We start from the raw sequence: 23803 nt of genomic DNA, 5'->3' as shown, positions 1-23803 counted from the left end.
TGTTGGGAAAGCTTCTGCCGGGTCACGGTCATGGCCTGCTTGGCCAGCGAGGCCAGGTGGAAATGATCGACAGCGACCGCGGTGCGGCCAGCCCCATCCGCAACGTTTTTACGGAACGCCGCCGAGGATCGATTGCGACGACCTGCACGGGGCCAGTCGCGACTCCAGAACCGGGCCACAGACAGTCGCAGACACCTCGTGATCGCGGCCATCGACGCCCAGGAACTAGCCGGTGTCCCGGTCACGGACCGTCGTCATCCACGGCTCGAACCTTGTCCACGCATTTGTTGTCGAGTCATGAAAAGTAGCGAACGGACCGGAACCGGTCTTCGTCGATGCGAGCATCCGGGAACTGAGGTTGTCCACGTCGGGCAGCTCCAGCAGGCAGGCCTCGGTTACCGCGGCCCGCACCATCACCTCGACACGGCGAAGCCGGCACCTGTTTCGGCCGCGGCTCTGACGCATCGGCTGACCGCGTCCACAAGATGGTCCGGCAGTTGGCAAGTGGCGTGGGCATGGCGCGGCACCTGCGGCGTGGATTGAAGAATGAAAGGCGGTCACACGCAGTCCCTTCGCAGTACCAGCGGTACTTGGACCAGAACACCTCCACTGGTCCGGCGACGGGATGTTGCGGAGTCGCCGAAGCGGCGCTCTTCTCGGCGGAAGGAGGTGACCCCGCAGCTGGACAGCCGGGCGGCTGGTCGGTTTCGATAATGACCTGCCGACGGCGGCAGCGATGGTAGTGGAAATGACGTGCTAGACAGGCAGGTTGAAGATAATGGGGGCAGCATCAGCTGCAGTCTCGGTCGGCTCGATCAAGGCACGTGGTCCTGTTCCAGGTTGAATTCTGGATTTCTGGATACACACATCCCAGCAGGGCCTACGGGCCCGTTGTCTTCAAGGACACGCCCTTAATTCCCCACCAGCCAAGTAGAGCCGGTTCGTGTCAGCGATGGTCGAAAAGTGAGCCATTTTGCGGGCGGCGGATTCCAGCAGTCGTTGCAACAATTTATGGTTCTACCGCAGGTGAAGAAAGTCTAGCCAGTCGTTCTACAGGACTTTGCCAGCCCAAGATCTCGCGTGGGCGCCGGTTGACTTCAGCAGCAACCTGGGCGAGGTGTTCTGGACTGTGGACATTCAAGTCTGTGCCTTTCGGGAAGTACTGCCGGAGCAGGCCGTTGGTGTTCTCGTTCGACCCTCGCTGCCATGGAGTGGCGGGGTCGCAGAAGTAGACGGGGATGAGTGTGCGCCGGGTGAAATCTTGATGGCAGGCCATTTCGGTGCCCTGGTCCCACGTCAGGGAACGGCGGAGATGGGCCGGAAGTGAACCATTGTGGCTGCCAGCCGGTCGCGGAGATTTTCGGCGCCGCGGTTGCCCGCCAGATGCACGAGGACAATAAAGCGGGTTGTCCGTTCGACTAACGTGCCGATGGCAGATCGGCCACCTTTTCCAATCATTAGATCCCCCTCCCAATGCCCTGGTAGTAATCTGCTGATCACTTCGGCTGGCCTGTCCCGGATCATGACCATGTCGGGAAAACGCTTCGTCCGGTGCTCCTTCCGTCGGCGAGGCCGGCGACCGGTCCGTCCGCTTCGGAGTGCGATAGCCGGATCCACCGCCAGATCCAGGCTTCCGCGCCCGTACAGGGTCTGATATACGGTCTCAGGCACGACGGGCATCTCGGGTTGTCCGGGGAAGTCAGTGCGTAAACGGTTGCTTATCTGGCGGGGGCTCCAGCGTTGCTCCAAGTGTTCCTTTACAAACTCGCGCAGGACCGGGTTGCCGGCGATTTTTCCGGTGCGCTGCCGGCTCCGTCTGCGCTCGGCACTCCACTGAGCAGTTCGCGGACGGTAACTACCCGAGGGCTCACGGGTGTTGCGGCGAATCTCCCTGCTGACCGTCGATGAACTCCGTCCGAGCTCCCTGGCAATGGCACAGATGCTCCGGCCGCTATGCAACAGGTCTGCGATCGTGATCCGTTCCGACTCAGAGAGGAACCGGGCGGAGATGACCGGTGGCCTCCGGAGCGAGATGGGGGCGTACTTCTTGATGTCTCCGGACTTCAGAACGACGGTATGGCCATGCCGCCATCGGGTGCCCGAACTACGGCTGATTCCCACGATCCTGCAGGCTTCGGAATTGCCCATTCCCTGTTTCATCAGCTGATCATAATGAGCACGTGCAGCGTTCTTCGGAGGCGCTCCCCGGGACTTCCTCCGTCTTTTCATCTCTGCCAATTGCAATCCTAATTCCTCAGGTGTTGCAACGACCGCTAGACGCCAAGCCGTCACAATGGCTCACTTTTCGACCGTCACCGACAGTTCGCATATCGGAACTGCGACGGACAAGCGTGGAACAGGGGTCCGAACGCCATTCTTAGGGCACCGAGGGCCGAGAGAGTTCGCTGTACTGAATGCGTCCCCGTTGCAGACGTGGGCAGACTCCCATGCGATGTCGCAACTACCCGTACGACCGGGCAGCCTGCCTAAACTAGTAGGGCAGGTTCGGTGAATAACTAACGCGTGCTTCGAATGGCATTCAGGTTGAGTCGGCCTATCCGCGCCCGAAGCTCTGCCCACAACCAGCATGCAAGTAATGTGACAACGGCAAGAAGTTGGGCAAGCAGCGACTTCGAATCCAAGGTTGCAAAACCGTACACAAGCACCACTACTACAGCCTGAATAATGTAAGAATCGAGGCTGCGGGATCCGACCATCGCCAATGGACGAAGCCATTGTTCGGGAACCTTGCGCATAGTCCAACGTAGCGTCACGTATAGAGCAGTCACAACAGCATAAGCCACCACCAAGCGCCCGACGGGAAAGGTGTACTTGCTAAATAGTGCTTCTTCCACAGCCGAAGGGACCATAAGGCTAATCCCCGAAGCGGCGGCCACAATTCCTATACAGGTCGCAAGGACCTTAGCTGCGTATCGGTCCAACCACGAGGCCGCCCCCAGGTCTTTCCAATACCACCCCAAGACAAGCGCACTGAGAAACAGGAACTGCCACCCCGCCCACCCCGCCGACCTTGCCTGCTCCGCAAAGGGGCTAAAGGATGTCGACAACGGGAAAGCCTGAGCAGCGATGTGGACTGTACCTGATATGGCGATGACAGCCACCCAGCGGTCTTTGACAAGCAGCAGATATGCGCCCATGGCGAGGGCAAGCATGAAGACGTACAGCCGCAGCACGTCACCGCCTGGTGGGGCCAACGTCATCATCAGCGAATGACCGACGATGTCCCCCTTGGACAACTTGTCCATATCCGGGAAGTTCGTACTAATCCACCCATGTAGTGCGGCGAAGACGCCCAAGACTGCAAGGCAAACCTGAGCTGCGTAGATGGTCAACAGGCGGTGGAAGCTCTTTCGCTGCACTGCACCGAGGCCTAACCTGTGAACACGTCTCCTTTGCACCATTCCCAGCACAAGACCACTAAGAAGGACAAAACCAGACGCGCCATCGAACTTTGGAAAAATGTGGACCACGGAGGCGAGGGGAGACAGCCCCGCTACGTGTGCAGTGACCATACTTATAATGCAATAACCGCGAATGATGTCAATGACACCATCCCGTGACACAGTGCTAGACGCAGCCGCTTGCGTGAACTGACCATTCGGACTGGCCATCGATCCCCCCGGTAATAGCCGTAAATCCACTGTACCAAACACAAGGTTTCGTCAAGACGGCACATCTCGGTGAGTACCAATCTTAAAAGTGGCGTTTGCCCAAAGGGGTCGCTTCATGTTCCTGATCATGACTTCCCGAAACATCTGGAGGAGCCCAATGTATGTGTGTCGAGCAGTAGCGACCGAGTAGGAAAGCACTGCAAGAAGTGGATCAGAGTCGGAACAAGCCCGAGCGGTTTCGTCTCCCGGCCCATTGGCTGATGGCCCCCGAGAGTGACGACGCGTCTTCAATGGGCCAGCCCCAGGGTGTGGACCTATCGCAACGTCATCTCGGCCGAGTTGAGCGCTTCCTTGACCGCTCATTACGAGCGGCCGAATGACGGGGCCTGTCTGCACCGATAACGGCTTCGAGCAGGGCGCATCGGAGTTGGCGCGCGTGGGCCGGGCACGGTCTTGTCTCTGTGACCAAAACCTATCGGGGTCGCAGCTTATGCTGCCAGCATCCGCCAAAATGTGTTCGCCTACATCCAAGAGCCGTCGATTCAATAACTATTACTACCAGCTGCCAGCGGTTGTCTTACAGTCCGACCAGCGGCTGGGAGATCTGTCAGCGCTTCTGGGCGGAAGGAACGCGGACACCTCCTCGATATTCCTGTCCGCCGGCCCGGTGGACGCGCCCTTGTCCAACACCGATGGTAATGCGGAGGGCCGGCGACGCATGTCGTTCTTCTGATCCATTCCGGAGGTCCCACGCCGTGCCCGTTGTACCAGGAGGGGCTCCGGGACCAGTTGGTGACGCGGCCTTGGCCAGCCTGGAAGACAGGGAGGCAGCTAAGAACACTACTGTGTACTGGCTCCCTGAACGACGCCGCTGACGCGAAAGGGAAACCCGGGAAAATGGTCATGGCCGCCCCAGGGCCAAAGACGAACTGGTTCTACAACTTCACCACGTGGAATGAGAAGGAGCGTCTTTCGATACTTGCAAGGTCGAGGCCAACAAAACTGCGGTCAAGAAAATCGGACGTCGCAGGCTACCGCCCCCCCCGCATCGACGGCATACCCCGCGCCGGATGGAACTTGGTCGACGCCAAAGCACTCGCTGGAGAAGCCTGGACAGGCACTATCAGCCAAAAGAAAAGAAACGGTTCGATGAAGTAGGTCAGGTATGCGAAAGGATGACCATAAACGCTAAAGATCAATTGCATCAAAATGAAGCAATACAAAAAAGACCATTTCATATCGGCACTTAGCAGGGCACGTCGGTAAATACATGCCGCTACAAAACCATATATGACCGGGCCGAGAAAAGTCCCTAGGAATCCCCAGTCGAGGTAGAAAGCGTTCACCGAACCGAGTGCAAGTCCACCGCCGTCGAACCGGAGTCCAAAGACCTGCTTTAGATAAAGGTCGGCACTTTGTTCGAGAAGGAAGGGTGAGAAGAACTGAGCGCCCGATTGGAAAGGGATAGTAGCAGGAAAAAAGGTGATTGTGGTATCAAATGTTTGAGCAGTGCCAAAGACGTAGTTCATCACCGGAGCTAACCAAACCCCGGCACCTGAGAAGCCTTGCATTTCGAGGTCGCTAACATAGGTCTGTCCCCAAGACGACAAATTCCTAAAGTATCCAGCAATACTCAGGGCTAAGACGGCAATAAGACCAATTGGTATTAGTTTTCGGAGGCTGAAATTCTTCTGCCAGAGTACGAAAAGAGTCGCGAAGACTATCGGATTGATCGCAACCCCACGATTTCCCATTGCAAAAGCCATAGCGGAACCGACGACGAGTAGTGCGAGTGGCACTAGTTTAGCGCGCCTAGACCGTAAAAGAAAAGCTTCTACAAGACCGCAGGCAATCATTATATGTAGGCCGATGACGACAACGGTGGACACATATCCGTTAGGCAGAAAGTCCACTCGTGCCACATTGGGGTTTGCAGTAAAGATCGGCAGGGTTCCGGCCCTGACAAGAAAAACTCCGTAGACAGCAATCGTGACAAATGTCGCAAGAAGCACTACGGGGCGCCGGAAAACGGTATCATTCCTGCGGGTTCCATCAATCCCAGCGGGGCAGATTTTCGAGCGCCTCGGGAGGCCGATTAGCCAACCGGACAAGAAGCCAACGGCCGAAAGCAGCGTCATCAATAGTATGTCAGTACCGTGCCGTAGGCCTGGGGCGGTCAGGGCAATTCCATTATAGATGATGAATATTGGCACATATAGTCGGGCCGCGCTTAGACCTTTAGATGCAACAGGTTCAATGAGAACGGCGAAGTAGATCCAGATCAACCCAAAGGCTGTGACGAAAGCCATCGGCAGGCTACCGAATATTCCAAACATTAGGAGTGGAATCGACACTACGATAAATAGCGTGCGTAGGGATAGCTTTCGACCTGTACTATTTGCTTCCGTGGGGGAACCTAAGTTGCGGGCGCGGGAATCCACATTCAATTCAGATCCTTATCATCGGCGATTTTTTTGCCAAACAAAACTCTGGCCGCCCGTACGCCATCTGCGGGATACGGAATGAATCTAGTGAACGGGCCACCAATGGAGACAATCAATAAGATGAAGGTGGTGGCGTACCCGACTGAGGCAGCTGCCGCCGCACCGGATGCACCAAGTGGAGGGCCTAATATTAAGAGTGCAACCACACCCACTCCGGCGCCTGCGGTCTGCGCGGAGGTCATGCGTATGCCCGCGTTCCCTGCCACCAGGGCCGTGGATGCGACGTAACTCCCAATCATGAAGATGCTGCCAAATAAAAGTATCCAAACTGATGCAACGGATTCGGAGAATTTGTCGCCGAAGAGTATACCAACTGCGAGTGGAGTACCTAAGGCGAGTACTAAGCAAAAGACGCCACCCACGGCCACGGCTGACCGTACTGCCTCTTGTTGGGCCCGGTTACGTTCGCATGGTTCGCTTCGTGCAATTTTTCTGAATTCGCTTGCGCCCAAAGCATGCGCAAGACCAATTGGTATGGTCCCAATGGTAACGGCAACCGCGTAAAGCCCTGATTGGAATGCCCCTATCAAAGGCAGAACTATGACTTGGTCTATGCGATTTGCCATGGCCTCCGAAACGGAACTGCCGGCGAACGAGAGGCTACCCCTTAGCAGCCTGCGGATCGAGTACCGAGGACCTGACCACGAGATGCGCACGAGCGCATTTCCGACTACGGTCGTCAACGTAAGGCCTGCCAGATATGACACTAAAACCCAAGCAACAGACAGTAGCCCCAGACTGGCTCCTAGAACCACGGCGCCAGTGTTGACAACAGGTTGCGTCAATTGCAGTATGGCCACGGACCTGAAGTTCTCCCTCGCAAGGAGAACCCCTTCGTCACACATCCACGCGATCATGAGCGGTCCCATCGCAATTCCGACAATCACTATCAGACGCTCGACGCCAGCCAATGAGCCGAAGAATAGAACACTGAGCGGAAAGCTGAGAGCTAAAGCCAATGGGACTGCCATAAGGGCCACAAATCTAGCCGCGCGCCAAGCAGATGCCGCATCTCCCTTGGCTGCTAGTCGGCGAACCTCCAAGGGAAGCCCAACACTCAGGACGATTGGCACCAAGAAAAAAGTTGCAACTGCCGCTGCCGTCTCTCCCCGGCCGTCCGGGCCTAAGGCGCGCGCAATAAGCGGCGCGTTAATCAGACTCAAGGCGCTGCTGACGATTCTCCCGACCATTATCGACGACGGGCTGTTAGGGACCAACTTCTCCGCAAGGTTCAATGTCGTTTTGTCGTTCTTTGTCATTGGTGGATGACCGCATACTGACAGGCATCACGAAGTGAACGTCGAAATTTCGGCTGCATTCCCGCCCATTCGACATTTTTGAGCAAGTTTCAAGCGGAGGAGTAACGATAGCCGCCCTAGTGAGTCTAGCGCTTCCAGCGTGGGTTGTTCACGAAGACACCCTTAGGGCACGGCCCGGAACGCGATGAAGGTAATGGGGCGCCACGAAAGTCGGGGCCTGAGGCTTCCTAAACCCGAATTGCGGCTACTTCATGGCGTGGAGGGGTAACGGGCACAGCGGGTGTGCCTTCCACGTCTGCAGTCCAGACCTGAGCCTAATGTCTTCTTGTTCAAGGGCCTTCCGGCCGCCTTGCCGTGTCAGTAGCACTCGGAACCTCACCAGCGTCTCCGAGGCTCTCCTATACAACCTCGCAACCTTGAGTTTGGATTCCCTTCAGCAAGGTCTTGGCAGTTAGAATCTCGTAGAGGCGGATGTCGCTGGCGGTGCGGCGGTCGATTTTTCGGGCCTATTCCCTGGAACCGACTCACCTGTTCTTTAGGTACCGTTGCTGCTCCAAAGAGCGTCTGAGTGGCCTGCCTAACACTACTGACTCCCAGCGTGGCCGGGATGTGAGTTTCGAAGCCAATATATTAGGGGGAAGAATGCCTAGAGCGCTTATCACAGGTATCACGGGGCAAGATGGTCTGTATTTGGCAGAACTCTTGATCTCCAAGGGTTATGAGGTCTTCGGGCTCATTCGTGGGCAGAACAATCCGAAGCTGGACTTGGTCCGCAGGACTATTCCTGAGGCTCGCCTTTTAGCGGGTGACCTATCTGATGTCGCTGGTCTAACCCGGGTATTAAATGCGTCTCAACCGGACGAGGTCTACAACCTCGGTGCTATTTCTTACGTTGCATATTCCTGGGAGAATGCATCTCTGACGAGTGACATAACCGGTAAGGGAGTCCTCAATATGCTTGAGGCCACGCGCCTTTATGCCGGCGATGATCCTGGCAGGGTTCGCTTCTACCAAGCATCATCGTCTGAAATGTTTGGTAAAGTACAAGAGGTGCCCCAGACTGAGTCAACGCTTCTCTGGCCTCGCTCCCCTTACGGCGTCGCTAAAGTTTTCGGCCACTACATGACCATCAATTATCGCGAGTCGTATGGCATGCATGCCTCGAGTGGTATTTTATTCAATCACGAATCGCCGCGGCGCGGGCCTGAGTTTGTTACTAGAAAAGTCTCGCAGGCGGTGGCTCGCATCAAATTGGGACTCCAGGATGAGGTCATTCTGGGCAACTTGGATGCAAAACGGGACTGGGGATTCGCTGGTGACTATGTCGAGGCCATGTGGCTAATGCTGCAGCAGCCTCTAGCCGACGACTACGTTATCTCCACCGGTGAGACGCACTCCATCCGAGAATTGCTGGACGCAGCATTCCAAGCCGTCGGAATCGAGGATTGGACTCCCTATGTTAAGCAGGATGCGAAGTACATGCGACCGGCTGAGGTGGACCTGCTAATAGGTGATCCCGCCAAAGCAAGAGCGGTCCTTGGGTGGAAGCCAAAAGTAGCGTTTTCTGACCTTGTTCGCATGATGGTGGAAAACGATCTGAATGAGCAATCGTCGATGGTCCGCTGATATGCCAACGGCATTCATCACCGGGGCGTCGGGGCAGGACGGAAGTTACCTTGTAGACCGACTGCTTCAAAAGGGCTGGATCGTACATGCCTTGGTAAAGCCGCAATCCACTCCTGGGCCGATCAGTGTTCCGCAGTCCGTGAGGCTACATGAAAGCGATGTTTCTGATCAACGCCGGATGGCCGACATCCTCCTGGATGTTCAACCCGACGCGCTTTTTAACCTTGCAGGCGTGAGCTCGGTTGCTAAGTCTTGGGAATGCCCTGTTGACGTTCTTTCAACAAATGCAGTTGCCACAACTGGTCTTTTAGAAGTTGTATCCCGGATTCAGGATATTTCCGGAACTCCCGTCAAATTCATTCAGGCCTCTAGCGCTGAACTTTTTGGCGGGACTGCTGAGGTTCCTCAAACTGAAAGAACCAGCATTTGCCCTATCTCCCCATATGGTGCGTCGAAGGCCCTAGCTCACCATATGGTCGGGGTCTATAGGAGGCGCGGTGTTTTTGCGTCCTCGGCGATCCTTTATAACCATGAATCTCCCCGGCGTCCGCAGTCCTTCGTTACTCGAAAGATCACCTCCCAGGTGGCCCGAATCGCTCTCGGTATAGACTCCCAGCTGCTATTGGGAAACCTCGATGCCAAGCGAGACTGGGGTTGGGCTCCTGACTATGTAGAGGCCTTGGTCTTGATGGCCGAACATGAGTTGCCGGACGACTTCGTGATAGCGACTGGTGTATCACATACCGTCGCTGAGTTTGTTTCCTGTGCCTTCGAGGCTGCAGGGCTGCACGAGTGGGAAAAGTACACGGCCGTTGACTCTCGCTTTGTTCGACCCGTTGACGCCGCTGAATTGCGCGGTGATTCATCTAAAGCGCGCAAGGAGTTGGGATGGGAGCCGACCATGGGTTTCGAAGAAATAGTTGCACGCATGGTGGCTAACGACCTTGAGATCGAAGGCAGGAAAGCCGGGCTGCTGTAGACCAGAATTCTCGTTTGCTTGTCCACCGGCGCGCTGAGTGATTCCAGCGCGTTGATCGGCCTCTTCGTCGTTACTGGGTAAATGAGTTCGTGTCGTAGATGACAAAAGGGCCCGTGTGGCCCTGCTGAAATGGTGGGTCTAAGCAGTCAAACCAGAAACAGAGCCACGAGCCTTGACAGAGCCTGCTACCAGCATCTTCAACCTGCCCAGTCACCCTGTGATTTCCGTGACCGTCCTTTCTGATTGCAGTCGCCGGATCGTGATTGACACTGACCGACCGCCCAGCTGCGCGAGCTACGGTGTCCTGGCAACACGGCGGAAAGAAGGCCGCTTCCAGCGGATCCAGGACATTCCTGTCGCGGGTCACGTGGAACTCCTCTGGTCCAACTACCGCTGGCTCTGCGAGGACTCCGTGTGCGCGCGGCTGTCGAATTTTTGAATCCGCCGCCCTAGTCCCGGAGCCAAGCCCGCTCCACGGACCGGCTCCGGGATCCACGGTCCGGCTCCGGGACCAAGTCGTGGACGCGGTCATCAATTCCGGCCGTGCCACGTTCGAGACCGCGGCCGCCTTCGCCGTGTCCTGGTGGATGGTCCGGGCAGCGCTGACCAAAGCCTGTCTCCTCACACTCCCCGGCGCCGATGGCCTCGGCCGGGGATGCTGCGCATTTGACGAGCATCGCTTCCGATCGGTGCCGTATTTCGGTGACGCCCAGTCCTGATCGTGGGTCATCCATGAGCGGTGGATGACCACCATTGGTGACCTCGGCCCCGCAAAGTCCCGGGAGTTGCAGACGGCCGAGACCACAAGGGTGTTGGGGACTGGCTCTTCGCCCCGCCTTTGGCCTGTCGACTGGGCGTCCAAGTCGTGGCGATCGACCCGTCCGCAGCGTGCCGAAAGGCGCTGCGGGTATGGCTCCTCCGCACAGCCGTGGCCGCTGACCACTTCCATCCGGTTTCGCTGGCGAACCAGACAGTGAGCGAGGCCCGGCAGAACTAGTCCCAGCAGGTCAAGGGCCGGCGGGGACGGGGAATCGACGAGGTCTGAGCGTGCACCGGCTGCTCCTCCTACGCGCCAGTGCCACCCTCACGGACGACGCCACCGCCTAGCCGGCATCTTCACAGCTGGCGACGTTACCGGCAAGCTGCAAGCCGTACGGAAGGTCAAGGAACTACTGCGGCAACTGCTCCGCACAAGCTCACCGACCGGCGCTCCCGAAGGGAAGGAGGAACTCAAAGCCCTGGCCGAAAGGGTAGGACGACCGGAAACAACAAGCTCACCGCACCGTCCTCATATGGTGGAACGAGATCGAAGGCCCTCATCGTCACCGGCACCACAACCGGCAAAGTCGAAGCAAACAGCACCGGAGTCAAAATCGGAACCGTGCCAACTACAAATCGGCTATGCTCATGAGAAGTGCCGCCCGGACGGCGGCCTGACACTCATGGGGAATTGCTTCCCCATGAACCGGGTAGAGCCCGTGATCTCACGGAGAGCCCACGATTCGCAGCCGGCCTCGGCGATGCTTCGACATTGACTTGGTGCTGCCCGAAGGCGATGACTTCAGTATCGTGACGCGCTAGTCGCGCAGGTTGAAAATCGCGGTAGCAGCATCGGGGAGCAGAGAAGCATGCTCGATCCAGGCTCGTAGCTCCTGACTTGATGAATTTGTATAGAACTTCCACCACCACAGCGCTACGAGCCCTTCAGCTTTCAAGACACAGAACATGTCGCACCCTCAATTTCGAAGGGCCCCCTTGCGCTTGGCGTACCCGACCCAACACGACCAACAGATCCCCGACAGCCAGCCCAAACAATGGAGGGAGTCCGCAGCAGGCACCTGCATCGGCGCTCAGTGAATTTCAGGCCTACAGCTTCCGGTATGAATCATCGCGGGGAGCTCGATCCCACAGTCTCAGTAGCCGCTTTCGACCGCAGGAGAGCGTATGCAAATTTGAAATATTTCGCACTCTCTGGAGTGGATTCCCGTAGCGTTCTTCCGTGACGCAAAGACCGCAACTTATAGAAGGCTGCCCTCGCAAAGAAGCCCCCGGATACCACAAGCCTCCAAAGCTCGCGGTCAAATCTTGATCGTGAAAGGCGCCAACAGTAGAGGTCAAACAGGTTCTCTATCCAGAGGGTGTTCACCCGTCCGTCAACGTTACTTGAACTACCACCAATTGAGTGGGACGCAAGTAAGTTCGGTTGGATCCGTATGCGACGACCTCGCTCCCGTATGCGCATACAGAATTCTATGTCCTCTGCATACATAAACCATCGCTCGGTAAGTCCGTTAACAGCCTCCCAGTCGTCCCGTTTAACCATCAGACATCCACCGCTGACCCAATCAACGTCCACGGACTCGGCACGGAGATCTTTAGAAAGAAGGTAGTGCCCCCGGAACAGTGGAATAACTCCTCCGAAACGGGAGAGGCCAGCTGAATGGTTGAGCATGTTTCGGAGCGTTGGAGCCATGCCTGCTGACACGGTACGAAACTCTCCTGCTCCATCCGAGAGGACCGGAGCGATTACCGCCAGTCCCGTATCCGCCAGAAGACTAGCAGACAAAGACAGCACGTTTTCGTATGCGATAGTAGCGTCAGGGTTTAAGAGAAGTATCACGTCGCCAGAAGCCGACTCAGCTCCTAAGTTGACGGCCTTAGCAAACCCGCGATTCTCCCGATTTCTAATGATAATAACCGCCGGAAACTCAGCCCTGACAATGTCGAGAGTTTCATCCCTAGAAGCGTTATCCACTACTATGATTTCCAGCTCCGCTGCCGGTACTAGGGCCCTGAGGCAGTCACCTATAACGTGTGCACTATTGTAGGTTACGATGACTACGGAAATCATCAACTCAAGCTCCTCGCGTTTTGACCCACAACATAATTGTCGACCTCGGCCCTCATTCTCTCCACGCAGCTCCTCCATGAGTACCGATTTGACAATTCACTGCTCAAAGCACCCTTTTCTCGATTAGGGAGTGCTAACAAGCGAATCGCGTCTGAAACGGCATCCGCGTTGAGAGGATCCACGTACGATGCCGAGTCCCCTAGTATCTCTCGAAAAACTTCTAAGTCACTTACTAGCAGTTCGGCACCGAATGCTGCGGCTTCGAGAGACGGCATTCCAAAACCCTCATCCAACGATAGGAATATGAAAAGATTCGTATTGGCGTATAGCCAGGCAAGCTCATCTTCCGGGGTAAACCCGAGAAATATTATTGACCCATTTGCGACATCATCAGCGACCCGCTTTGGCAGGTCCGCGGTTTTTCCCGACGGCTCACCTACTATCACAAGCGGGAATCGCTCTGATATTTTTCCCGATGTTGACGCAGCAATGAGTATGGTCTCTAAGTTCTTCCTGACATTGAGGCGTCCAACAGACAAGAGGAAACCGTCAACGACTCCAATTCCTTCCGGGCGTTTCGGTAGCGCCTGTAGAAGTTCGGCATTGCCGGCGAGCCCAATGGGAACAGGACTAATTTTTCGAATTGCGTACTTCGCAATGCGTTTACCCTCGGTCTGCGAGGAAGAGAAGACCACACCCGCGCTAAGCATGCTGTACCGCATGAGGCTGAAATAGGCACGCTCTTTTCTTGTGAACCACTCCGGATTGCTCAAGAACATAAAGTCCTGTATGAAAACGGCAGAGGGACCAAAAAGGGGCGTGAAATTGTGGCTAATGGTGACGTCCACTTTGTGCTTTAGCGCCAGGACTGGCAACTCCAGGATGGCACTCAATCCTTGAAGCGACAGGTAAGTCTTGGCTACTCTTGCTTTCGCAGGTATCTGACTACCTGCTACGTCCACATCTTGGCGCCGTAAGGCGACAATCAGCTCGTCCTCCGGGAATAGTCGCGCCCAAGTCTCAATTACTCTGCGCATGACCTCCTTGTTGGACGGAGGCCCGTCGATCCACCAGTGCGCATCAAAGAGAACTCGCAACTTCCAGCTCCTTTACATACTTATCGCACACAGACTCCCAGGTATATTCCGCCTCGAATCGCCTTATGCCCGCCTGACTCTGCCGTTCTTGAAGCTCAGGACTTTCCATCATCTGGGTCAGCGTTGCGGCAATCCGGTCGGGATCGACGCCTGTAAACGTTCCCGCATCTGCCAACACTTCCCGATTATAAACAGTGTCACGCGCGACTACTGGCGTGCCGCATGCCATGGCCTGCACCAGTGCAGGATTCGTACCCCCAACGCTGTGCCCATGAAAATACGCGCCTGCGTGCTGCCAGAGAGATAGGAGCCGTTCATGATCGTTTATGTGGCCAAGCCACGAAACATTGGCATGCGCATCTGCGAGTTCGGCTGCGACCGTGTCAAAATGTCCACCGTATCCAGAAGAACCAACCATAACAATTTGGTAGTTCGACGGTATAAGCCGTACCGCGTCGAAGAATTCTTGTATTGAGTTTTCGGCAACGAACCTAGCGACCAGAAGAATATAACCGCGATGTGTTAGTCCATTTTCTACCCCGAGCACGGACGAAACATCGCCCCCATAGGGAATAAAAACCCCGTCGCGTCCAAACTCTTCTTTCCAGCGACGCTGAATTTCGCGGGAGTCTGCCACGATTGTGGTAGCAAACCTGGCTGTCATCAACGCTCCGGCCTTGAAGACCTGGCGAGCGATTCTGCCCCACTTGGCTCGCTCCCACTCCATACCATCGACATTAACGACTGTCGGAATACCGCGCATGCGGAATAGAGGCAACCAAAATCCGTTCGCGACGTTCATCACGAGAGCTACTTCCGGTTTTGTCCAAATAGCATGAAGGGCCGAGGTCAGGCCAAAGGATAAGGTGCTTAGCGATTTGGTTTCGATTCCTTTTGTAACAACTGATTTGACTCTCGGATCGCAGAGCGGATCATCTAAGCGAGCTCCCCCAGGCCGCCCGTAGACCGTTGTCGCCCATCCCGCATCAATCAAGTGTGGCGCTAAGCGACGTACAGCCGTTTCAAATCCGCCGTAATAGCTCGGATAACCACGAGTTCCCACTATTGCCACTGATCGCGCCACAGCCCGAGTACTCCTTCATTTCTAAGGTCTCAATAATTGATTTTGCCATCGTGTATCAAGGCTGTCAGAACCAGCCTTCCGTGGCCTATCGAGCCAGGGGCAAGGACTACCGCATGCACGCCGCCGGAGAGTTACTTGATGCTTAGTGCACAAGACTCGTCTTGCACACTATAGTCCGTGCTGGTGAAGTCTCGGCGGCCCTACCACTGGTCACTTGCCGCGACCCCCAGGCAACGAAGATCTTCCGATCGCAGCCCGTAGCACCTGCGCCACAGAAGTAACAAACTGAGGGCGGACTATTACAGGACGGAAGCGATAAGCGCAGAACTGATGCCTTATTGCGGCATTGGTACGCGCGCAGGGATCTGCCGTTGCTGCGTCTCGTCGGAGCGTCAGGGGGAAGCCAATTGCGGGATACAATCAAGAATGGGCTCCTTGTGATGCCCAGAAACAGAATACGAAAGGTCTCAATTTTGGAGCTTAGCGACTACTTGCGCGTGCTGCGCCGCAACTGGATAACTATCGTCGCGTGCACCCTCCTCGGCCTTATAGTCGCTGGAGCTGTGTCTCTGGCACTCAAGCCCACGTACACTGCTCAGACAAAGCTCTTCGTTGCTATTCAGAGCTCAGGTTCCGTTGCTGAACTCCAACAGGGAAACACATTCAGCCAGGCGCGGGTGCAATCCTACGTTGAGACAGTTGGCACCCCCGTCGTTCTGCAACCAGCAATCGAGAAGCTTGGACTCAACATCACGCCTGCGGAATTGAGTGGCAAAATTGAAGCAAGCGCAGACTTCAACACCGTGATCATCTCCATAGCTGCAGTCGATACCTCGCCGGTGCAAGCAGCGGCGATCGCGCAAGCCGTGAGCGACAGCCTCGTCAGCGCCATCGAAAAGCTTGAGGGTTCACTTGAGAACGGCCCGTCGCCGGTTAAGCTTTCCGTGATTACCCCCGCGACCGCCCCGTCTGCCCCTTCCGCCCCTAACTCCCAGATGAACCTAGCCTTTGGACTTATAAGCGGTCTTATCGTCGGGGTGGGGATAGCCGTACTGCGCTCTACTATGGACACCAAAGTGCGCGGCGAGGCGGACCTACGCCGGGTGACCGAGGTACCAATTCTTGGTGGAATTTCCTACGACGTTGACGCCGCTAAGAAGCCCTTGTTAACACAAGCTCCAACCCAAAGCCCCAGGGCCGAGTCCTTTCGGCAGATCAGAACCAATCTGCAGTTCGCACATGTGAGCCATGAATCGAAGGCAGTCTTGGTGACGTCGTCACTGCCGGGAGAAGGAAAGACGACAACCGCGACAAACATTGCGATTGCAATGGCTGAGGCCGGACAATCCGTTCTGCTTATCGACGCCGATCTTCGCAGACCTCGCGTCGACGACTACTTGGGCTTGGATAGAAATGTCGGCTTAACGACAGCTCTAATTGGAGCTGCCGACGTCAACGATCTCCTACAGCCTTGGGGCGAACAGAGTCTCTATGTGTTGACTTCGGGACAAATACCACCGAACCCAAGCGAACTACTTGGGTCCGCAGCGATGGCATCACTAATAGGGCGCCTTGAACAAGCATTCGACGCCGTCATCATTGATGCACCGCCACTTCTTCCCGTGACGGACGCGGCAGTGCTAGCTCAACAGGTGGGTGGAGTTGTGGTAGTAGTGGGTGCGTCGCGCGTCAGCGCGCAGGATCTCCAGAAGTCAATGGCCGCCCTGAAAATGATCGAGGCAAACGTCCTTGGCGCAGTACTCAACTTGCTCCCGGCAAAGGGGCCAGACTCCTATGCGTATTCCTATTACAACTACGATTCCGTCCCAATGAAACCGAAAGTTTCCGCCGCGAGGGCAGCGAAAACTATGCCCTCAGAATTTGATGCACTTCTGCACGGTGAAAGCCCAGAAGCGCGGCGAAGAGTTCAGAACTGAGGTCAATTCAGTAGCCTGGGCGCTTCAGGTTGCAGAAATATCTCACTAGCGGTGTTCCTCGGGGGTGCCCTCGACCCTTGATTCTCCCAGTCCTGCTATCCGATCAGCTTGGCCTTGGCCCGGGGGCGAACAAGGGGAATCCAGTGATTATTGGCAAGAGCCCGTCTGTTTCAACTGGTCTTGGTTCGAGTGACCAAGCTTGTGGAATGACCAACGTCAAGGCCGGGCACCCACTAGCCCAGATTTACGGCATGATGGCTCACTAAGAGCTTGGGCCTTGGATCAGCATGAGTAAACGGCTTACAGGAAATTTTTCGATATGAAAGGTGCTGCGTCTTTGGGGGAAGTAGAAGACTGGCGTCTCCGGGCGTCGCGCCGGTTGAAAGCAGTGGATGCCTTTGTGATCGTTTGGGCAGTGGTTGGCGCGTATGTCGTGCGGTTTGGCTTAGAACCTGACTTTACGATTGTAGGCAACGAAGCTAATTACCGTCTGTTTTCATTGTGCTTAATTGTGGTGTGGTGGTTGATGCTGGGGGCGTGGAGCAGTCGCCAGAGTCGGATCCTCGGCGCCGGCAGCGACGAGTACAAGAGAGTGATAGCCGCTTCCTTGTGGCTGTTCGGTCTCATAGCGATCTTTTCCTACGTTCTGAGAATAGACACAGCCCGCGGTTTTGTTGGCTTCGCTCTGCCCGTTGGCCTTATCGGACTAATTCTGTCTCGGTGGTTGCTTCGGCAGCACTTGCATGTTGCTCGCATGGCCGGTTCTAGCATGTCAAGACTGCTGCTTCTAGGCGGCCCGAGTGCCGTTTCGCATTTAGCCGCGTCTCTTGAGCGGTCTAAGGAAGCAGGTTATCTTCCCGTCGCAGCCTATACTCCCGGAGTTTCCAATCCACCACCGGTTGAACCCAAATCTGGGCTTCCTATCTTAGGAAGCGACCCTGATACGCATGCAATTATGGAAGCGATCCGGGCGTCCAGAGCGGACGCTGTGGCTATCTCGGCCGGTGTTCAACTGCATCCCCAAACTCTGAGGCTCCTAGGGTGGGAACTTGCAGCGCAGAATGTAGGGCTCATTATGGCGCCCGCCCTGACTGACATCGCAGGGCCTCGCATCCACACGCAGCCGGTAGCTGGCCTCCCACTCATCCACGTGACAACTCCTTCACTTGAAGGAGGCCAGCGTGTGGCCAAGCGCCTCTTCGATGTGGTTGTCTCTGGGTTGCTGATCCTTGTCACCTCACCCCTCATGGCAGTCGTCGCTCTGATGGTCAAGCTTGATAGCAGCGGGCCGGTGCTCTTTAAGCAGGAGCGAGTGGGGATTGAAGGCCAGCATTTCCACATGCTCAAATTTCGATCGATGGTATCGGATGCTGAAGACCGACTTGAAAGTCTCTCGAACCTGAATGAAGGCGCTGGTGTTCTATTCAAGATAAAGAACGACCCACGAATAACTCGCGTAGGTAAGTTTTTACGGACATACAGCCTGGACGAACTTCCGCAACTGTTCAATATACTCAGCGGATCGATGAGTCTGGTTGGACCCCGCCCCCCGCTGCCGAAAGAAGTCGCGGCTTACGAGCACGAGGTGCGTCGTCGCTTGCTTGTGAGGCCGGGCTTGACCGGGCTATGGCAGGTTAGCGGACGTTCCAATCTCTCTTGGCAGGACTCTGTACGGCTAGATCTTTACTACGTCGAAAACTGGTCGTTGGCTAGTGATCTTGTCATCATCCTCCGTACTGCACGCGCAGTGTTTCACAACTCGGGGGCGTATTGACGATTTCATCACTTTCCTGCCCCAATTAGAGGAATGCCCACAATATGACAGATATGCCTGAATATTTCTCCAAGCGAACTAGCAGAGTTGACGGTGGTCCGACCAAGCAGACTCCTAGACGACCGCGCCGTCGATTTGTGGTCGGAGTTACATGGACTGCAGTTGCTGCGCTTTCGTTGGCAGCAGGTTTGGCCTGGCTTGGCACACGAGCATCGACTATCCGGTCCGAATTGACCTCAGCCGTCCACGAAGTTGCCCGACTTATGCAAGCTGCCAGCGACAACGATGCCAAGGCAACTGCGGAATCTGCAGAGCGGCTGCAACTTCACACGGCAGCGGCACGAGAAGCAGCTGAGGACCCGCTCTGGACACTAGCATCAGCAATCCCGGCTGTAGGGGCTAACTTCAGTGCTGTAACTGAAATAACACGTTCCGCAGATGATGTATCCACCTTGGGCGTTATGCCTCTTGTGCAAGTACTAGATACCCTCAATTGGGATGCTCTGCTGCCGAGCAGTGCGGGGGCCAACTTGGAACCTTTAAGGACGGCAGCACCCCATATTTCAGCCGCAGCACATGCAGTTAGGGCATCGGCGGAACGATTAGATTCCATTGAATCTAGCAGCCTATTGGGGCAGGTAGCAGAACCCTTAGAACGAGCTCGTGAGCAACTAGCGAGCGTCACCGGAGCCTTGGACACTGCAGCCAACACGTCTCAAGTCGCGCCTAGCATGATGGGGGGAGACGGGTCGCGCAATTACTTGCTGATGATTCAAAATAATGCCGAAGCCCGCGCCTCCGGTGGCATCCCGGGCGCCCTCGCCGTACTGAACCTCGATAAGGGTAAATTGACCCTGTCGGCACAAAGCAGCGCCGGCGACGTCGGTGTCATATCACCTAGTGTGCCCGTCCCTACTGAACAAAGAGCGATCTACTCGGATCGACTCGGCAAATACATGCAAGACGTCAACCTCACGCCCGATTTTCCCACTGCAGCCGCCAGCGCCCGAGCCATGTGGGAGAAAAGGACTGGCGAGCGACTCGATGGGGTCATCTCATTAGATCCCGTGGCTCTGGGATACGTATTGGACGGGACGGGGCCAATCAAGATCAGCAGTCCTGAGCTAGCCCGTCTTACGAACGGGGTTATGCCAACAGAATTGAGCGGGAAGAACGTCGTGGCTACCTTGTTGTCGGAGGTTTACGCCAAGATCGAGGAGCCAGGGCTTCAGGACGCTTACTTCGCTGGCGTGGCTAAAGAAATTTTCGCTGCGCTCTCTAACGGAAACGGTGACGCCAAGGTTCTTCTTGACGGAATGCAACGCGGAACGGCAGAAGGACGAGTCCTCGTCTGGTCGGCAAAGCCCGAGGAACAGGCCATTATCGCTAAGTATCCCTTGAGCGGCTCGGTTGTAGGACCGAGTGTCTCTCCCGCTGAATTTGGCGTTTACTTTAACGACGGAACTGGCGCCAAGATGGACTACTACGTCAAGCGCACGGTGCACATGATAAAGGAATGCCAACAAGACGGCTATGGGCAGACGACCGTATCGATTACTAGCACTAACACGGCCCCTCTGGACGCGGCTACGTCCTTACCGGCATACGTCACGGGTGCCGGTAACTTCGGCGTGCCGGCTGGCTCCGTCCAAACTAACGTTATTGCCTATGGCCCCGTCCAAGCGCATGTGGAGACTGCAAGTCTTAACGGTGAGCGAACAGACTTTGCACCGTACTTCCATAGCAACCGCCCTGTGGCCGTCCTTACCCTCCGACTGGCACCCGGGGAAACTAAGACAGTTGAATTCACCTTCGGCAAGATCGTGCAACACACCGAGCCCGAGTTAGTGGTCACACCAACCGTCCAACCTGTCAATGATGTGATTTTACCGACAAAAAGCATGGTCTGCGGCTAAAGGGACACATGCAGCAGGTTAACACTATGTAAACCGACTTGATTGAGATTGCTCACACCGAAGAGAAGATGGTAGCGTCTTTTTTGGGATAATTATCCGTAGTTCTGCACAAGGTCTCGTGCGGAGGGGAAACTCCCCAATAATCGGGTACATCGAAACTTAAAGGTCTCCGGGGGGACACATGAAAAAAACACTCGCAGCACTCGCACTCGCAGGATCTATCACATTGGTCGGCGCCGTTTCGGCACAGGCATACGTTTCTCCGGAGCCTTCGGCTACCGTATCTGACGCCACAGTTGCACCTGGTGAGCAGCTGATCTTCAGTGGGCAAGGCATGGCTCCCGGCGAACCGGTTACCATCACCGTAACTCCGGTCGACGCAGCGGCGCCGGCAGCCGGGACCCAGTCAGTCGCAACGAAAGTCAGCATCTTTCAGGCGCCCCAAACCCTGAGCACCACAGCTAATGCGCAGGGCGCTTTCTCCCTTCCTATCTCTTTCAGCGAGGCAGGCACATACAGCCTGACCGCGACTGGCAATCTTTCTGGAAACACAGTTGGTCCCGTAACGGTTACCGTGGCAGTGTCCCTGGCCAACACAGGCGGTAACGCCGGCGGTGCTCCCTTGGCAAACACTGGTTCCGGTCTTGCCAATACCGGCGCTGACTCCGGCCTGGTTCTCTGGACCTTGGTAGGGGCTGGCGCATTAGCTGCAGGCGCAACTTCAGTAGTTGTTGTTCGCCGGCGCGCCAAGGCCGAGGTAGCTGCATAGATCACCGCCATACGAGCGCAACTGAAGGTGGGGAGTTCTCTAGGAATGGAGAACCCCCCACCTTTCGCATTTAACTTTTCGACAAGCTGAACAACGGAATTCGGCAGATATGGTAGGTATGAGGGCTACAAGGGGACATTGGCGAGGAACACGGAGAGCGCTCCATTTCTTCGTATCGCTCCCCTGTCTTCATGTAACTCGCCACGTCCTGTTAACATTGCTGCCGGCAGCTAACCTAGGCATAGCAGCGATAACCCTTCTACATACCGTTTGAGGCCGACGTGAGGCACCTTCGCAACCGCACGCTCTGGCGGATCGTACTCTCGTTGATGCTGGTGCCCCTGGCCTTGATCGCGTTCTGGCCTAGTCCCGTCGACCATGCTGTTCAAGGCCAGCTAGCCACCATCCTTCAATTCCTGCACCGCCACGGAATTCCGTCCTGGTTCAACTACAACTTTTTCGAAGCTGCCGCCAACGTCGCCGTTTTTGTGCCTCCGGGCATGGTGAGTTCGCTCGCTTATCCCGAGCAACGGTGGTGGCAAATTGGTATCTGGGGACTGTTAACTTCCTGCTGTATGGAACTGGGACAGCTCCTGTTTCTTCAAAACCGCTTCGCAAGCCCTATAGACCTCGTCACAAATGCCTCGGGAGCTGCCGTTGGTGCGATGCTTACTTCTGTCGCCCTGATGAAACTTCAAGACAGCCGCGCCCAAGAACGGGCCTAAACGCCCTGATCTTTCCCCAGGCCATAATGGCCCTGTTCTTTGTATTTAGCTTCCGTGGCTGCTTTTTGCGGCCTCCACCAGTCCTTGTTATCGCGGTACCATGCGATGGTGTCTTCGATGCCAGCGTCAAAATTGGAGAACTGTGGTTCCCAGCCGATCTCGGTGCGGAGCCTGCTGGAGTCAATGGCATAGCGCAGGTCATGCCCTGGCCGATCCACCACGTGATCATAGGCGTCAGAGGCCTGTCCCATGTGCTTGAGGATCAGCTCAACAACGTCTTTGTTGTTCTTCTCACCGTCCGCGCCAATCAGATAGGTCTCACCAATTTTGCCCTTGGCAATGATCGCCAGAACCGCGGACGAATGGTCATTTGCATGAATCCAGTCGCGCACGTTTTCGCCCTTACCGTAAAGCTTCGGGCGGATCCCGTCGATCACGTTGGTGATCTGGCGGGGAATGAACTTCTCCACGTGCTGGTAAGGACCGTAGTTGTTCGAGCAGTTGCTGATGGTGGCCTGGAGCCCAAAGGACCGCACCCAGGCACGCACCAGCAAGTCCGAGCCGGCCTTGGTCGAGGAGTACGGGCTCGACGGGTTGTACGGGGTCTGTTCAGTGAACCGCTCCGGGTCATCGAGCTCGAGGTCGCCGTAGACCTCGTCAGTAGAGATGTGATGGAGCGCTTGCCGTGTTTCCTGGCCGCCTCAATCAGCGTGTACGTGCCAATGATGTTTGTGTCCAGGAACGGCCGGGGATCATGCAGTGAGTTGTCGTTGTGCGACTCCGCGGCATAATGAACCACAACATCAGCCTCGGCTACAAGGCCGTCCACAAGGCCTGCGTCGGCGATATCGCCTTGGACGAATGCGAACCTGTCTTCGGATAGGCCCTTGAGGGATCCGACGTTGCCGGCATAGGTCAACTTGTCTAAGACGGTGACACGGTCACCCGTGTTCTCAAGGACATAGTGAACGAAGTTGGAACCAATAAAGCCGGCGCCGCCGGTGACAAAGAGTTTCTGCATCAGCCCATCGTTTCACGCTGGCACGATTTGGCTGAATTCGTAACGCAAGCGAAAATGTGGGAATGCGCGGAATAATCCTCGCCGGGGGAACCGGTTCACGTCTTCATCCAATTACTCTAGGCATCAGCAAGCAGTTGGTGCCGGTCTACGACAAACCCATGATCTACTACCCGCTATCCACGCTTATGTTGGCTGGCATCCGGGATATTCTGATCATTACGACACCCCACGATGCCGATCAGTTCAAGCGACTGCTGGGGGATGGCAGTAGGTTTGGCATCAACCTCACCTACACGCAGCAACCATCGCCCGACGGACTCGCTCAGGCCTTCATATTGGGTGCAAGTCACATTGGTAATGGACCTGTAGCACTGGTGCTGGGAGACAACATATTCTACGGCCGGGGAATGGGCACCCAGCTGCGCCGCTTCGAAAACATCAGCGGTGGAGCCGTATTCGGGTATCGGGTCGCAGATCCATCTGCATATGGCGTAGTCGAATTTGATGAAAACGGACGAGCCATCTCCCTTGAAGAGAAACCGACCGAACCGAAGAGCCACTACGCCGTGCCGGGCCTATACTTCTATGACCATGAGGTGGTACAAATTGCCCGTGAATTGAAGCCCTCC

17 protein-coding genes and 3 pseudogenes are annotated in these 23803 nt (G+C 56.0%); 11 read left to right on the top strand and 9 right to left on the bottom strand.

The annotated features are described in order from the left end of the window. Positions 1 to 225: 225 nt before the first annotated feature. The 5 genes and pseudogenes from ARTSIC4J27_RS04645 to ARTSIC4J27_RS22060 form a co-directional block, all read right to left on the bottom strand. Positions 226 to 465 carry a hypothetical protein gene (locus ARTSIC4J27_RS04645; protein ID WP_050054055.1) on the bottom strand — a complete coding sequence of 80 codons (240 nt, stop codon included), beginning with the start codon at positions 463 to 465 and terminating at the stop codon, positions 226 to 228. Between the two features lie 544 nt (positions 466 to 1009). Further along, positions 1010 to 2148 (bottom strand): annotated as a pseudogene (locus ARTSIC4J27_RS04640) (IS30 family transposase). A 368-nt stretch (positions 2149 to 2516) separates the two neighbouring features. Then, positions 2517 to 3632 carry an OpgC domain-containing protein gene (gene opgC, locus ARTSIC4J27_RS04635; protein ID WP_083435315.1) on the bottom strand — a complete coding sequence of 372 codons (1116 nt, stop codon included), beginning with the start codon at positions 3630 to 3632 and terminating at the stop codon, positions 2517 to 2519. Positions 3633 to 4663: 1031 nt separating this feature from the next. Next, positions 4664 to 6073, bottom strand: coding sequence for an O-antigen polymerase (locus tag ARTSIC4J27_RS04630; RefSeq protein WP_235436542.1), 1410 nt, complete (start codon positions 6071 to 6073; stop codon positions 4664 to 4666). Positions 6074 to 6075: 2 nt separating this feature from the next. Next, a complete protein-coding gene (locus tag ARTSIC4J27_RS22060; protein ID WP_083435314.1) occupies positions 6076 to 7395 on the bottom strand; it encodes a lipopolysaccharide biosynthesis protein in 1320 nt (439 codons plus the stop codon). Between the two features lie 642 nt (positions 7396 to 8037). Between ARTSIC4J27_RS22060 and ARTSIC4J27_RS04625 the strand changes: the two genes are divergently transcribed. The 4 genes and pseudogenes from ARTSIC4J27_RS04625 to ARTSIC4J27_RS23520 all read left to right on the top strand — a co-directional run. After that, positions 8038 to 9021, top strand: coding sequence for a GDP-mannose 4,6-dehydratase (locus tag ARTSIC4J27_RS04625; protein ID WP_050054052.1), 984 nt, complete (start codon positions 8038 to 8040; stop codon positions 9019 to 9021). Further along, on the top strand, positions 8996 to 10000 hold the full coding sequence (locus ARTSIC4J27_RS22055; protein ID WP_083435313.1) for a GDP-mannose 4,6-dehydratase: 1005 nt from the start codon (positions 8996 to 8998) through the stop codon (positions 9998 to 10000). Before ARTSIC4J27_RS04625 ends, ARTSIC4J27_RS22055 begins: the two co-directional genes overlap by 26 nt. 518 nt (positions 10001 to 10518) lie before the next feature. Beyond that, entirely contained in the window at positions 10519 to 10719 is a 201-nt protein-coding gene (locus tag ARTSIC4J27_RS04610; RefSeq protein WP_050054049.1) for a hypothetical protein, read from the top strand. A gap of 110 nt (positions 10720 to 10829) precedes the next feature. Beyond that, positions 10830 to 10997 (top strand): annotated as a pseudogene (locus ARTSIC4J27_RS23520) (transposase); the annotation flags it as partial. A gap of 888 nt (positions 10998 to 11885) precedes the next feature. On the opposite strand, the gene ARTSIC4J27_RS22045 reads toward ARTSIC4J27_RS23520, so the two are convergent. Genes ARTSIC4J27_RS22045 through ARTSIC4J27_RS04600 form a run of 3 tightly spaced genes read right to left on the bottom strand, consistent with a single transcriptional unit; the run spans position 11886 to position 15032 of the window. Beyond that, entirely contained in the window at positions 11886 to 12851 is a 966-nt protein-coding gene (locus ARTSIC4J27_RS22045; RefSeq protein WP_161799537.1) for a glycosyltransferase, read from the bottom strand. Beyond that, complete coding sequence (locus ARTSIC4J27_RS04605) at positions 12851 to 13888, bottom strand: glycosyltransferase family 4 protein (protein ID WP_050054048.1); 1038 nt, start codon at positions 13886 to 13888, stop codon at positions 12851 to 12853. The genes ARTSIC4J27_RS22045 and ARTSIC4J27_RS04605 overlap by 1 nt, the downstream gene beginning before the upstream one ends. A gap of 43 nt (positions 13889 to 13931) precedes the next feature. Continuing rightward, positions 13932 to 15032 (bottom strand): glycosyltransferase, encoded by a 1101-nt coding sequence (locus ARTSIC4J27_RS04600; RefSeq protein WP_050054047.1) that lies wholly within the window; start codon positions 15030 to 15032, stop codon positions 13932 to 13934. A 473-nt stretch (positions 15033 to 15505) separates the two neighbouring features. On the opposite strand from ARTSIC4J27_RS04600, the gene ARTSIC4J27_RS04595 reads away from it, so the two are divergent. From ARTSIC4J27_RS04595 to ARTSIC4J27_RS04575, 5 genes are all read left to right on the top strand, one after another. Continuing rightward, positions 15506 to 16969 carry a polysaccharide biosynthesis tyrosine autokinase gene (locus ARTSIC4J27_RS04595; RefSeq protein WP_152683777.1) on the top strand — a complete coding sequence of 488 codons (1464 nt, stop codon included), beginning with the start codon at positions 15506 to 15508 and terminating at the stop codon, positions 16967 to 16969. Between the two features lie 319 nt (positions 16970 to 17288). Continuing rightward, a complete protein-coding gene (locus tag ARTSIC4J27_RS04590; protein ID WP_083435310.1) occupies positions 17289 to 18743 on the top strand; it encodes a sugar transferase in 1455 nt (484 codons plus the stop codon). Positions 18744 to 19474: 731 nt separating this feature from the next. Further along, positions 19475 to 20659, top strand: coding sequence for a DUF4012 domain-containing protein (locus ARTSIC4J27_RS23115; RefSeq protein WP_268794377.1), 1185 nt, complete (start codon positions 19475 to 19477; stop codon positions 20657 to 20659). 181 nt (positions 20660 to 20840) lie between these two features. Further along, positions 20841 to 21428 carry an LPXTG cell wall anchor domain-containing protein gene (locus ARTSIC4J27_RS04580; protein WP_050054046.1) on the top strand — a complete coding sequence of 196 codons (588 nt, stop codon included), beginning with the start codon at positions 20841 to 20843 and terminating at the stop codon, positions 21426 to 21428. Positions 21429 to 21757: 329 nt separating this feature from the next. After that, positions 21758 to 22153, top strand: coding sequence for a VanZ family protein (locus tag ARTSIC4J27_RS04575; protein WP_083435321.1), 396 nt, complete (start codon positions 21758 to 21760; stop codon positions 22151 to 22153). Here the strand turns inward: ARTSIC4J27_RS04575 and rfbB are convergent. Further along, positions 22150 to 23174, bottom strand: a pseudogene (gene rfbB, locus ARTSIC4J27_RS04570) (dTDP-glucose 4,6-dehydratase). The gene ARTSIC4J27_RS04575 and the pseudogene rfbB overlap by 4 nt on opposite strands. Here rfbB and ARTSIC4J27_RS23380 point away from each other — a divergent pair. Together ARTSIC4J27_RS23380 and ARTSIC4J27_RS04565 are read left to right on the top strand one after the other, a co-directional pair. Beyond that, positions 23118 to 23249 (top strand): hypothetical protein, encoded by a 132-nt coding sequence (locus ARTSIC4J27_RS23380; RefSeq protein WP_268794378.1) that lies wholly within the window; start codon positions 23118 to 23120, stop codon positions 23247 to 23249. The pseudogene rfbB and the gene ARTSIC4J27_RS23380 overlap by 57 nt on opposite strands. Then, on the top strand, positions 23237 to 23803 hold a 567-nt coding region (locus ARTSIC4J27_RS04565), incomplete at its 3' end, for a sugar nucleotidyltransferase (RefSeq protein WP_152683776.1). The genes ARTSIC4J27_RS23380 and ARTSIC4J27_RS04565, both read left to right, overlap by 13 nt.

The organism is Pseudarthrobacter siccitolerans, assembly GCF_001046895.1.
In the GTDB taxonomy this organism is placed as follows: domain Bacteria; phylum Actinomycetota; class Actinomycetes; order Actinomycetales; family Micrococcaceae; genus Arthrobacter; species Arthrobacter siccitolerans.
The sequence above is the reverse complement of the archived record's forward strand: the minus strand, read 5'-3'. Positions and strand labels throughout refer to the sequence as shown.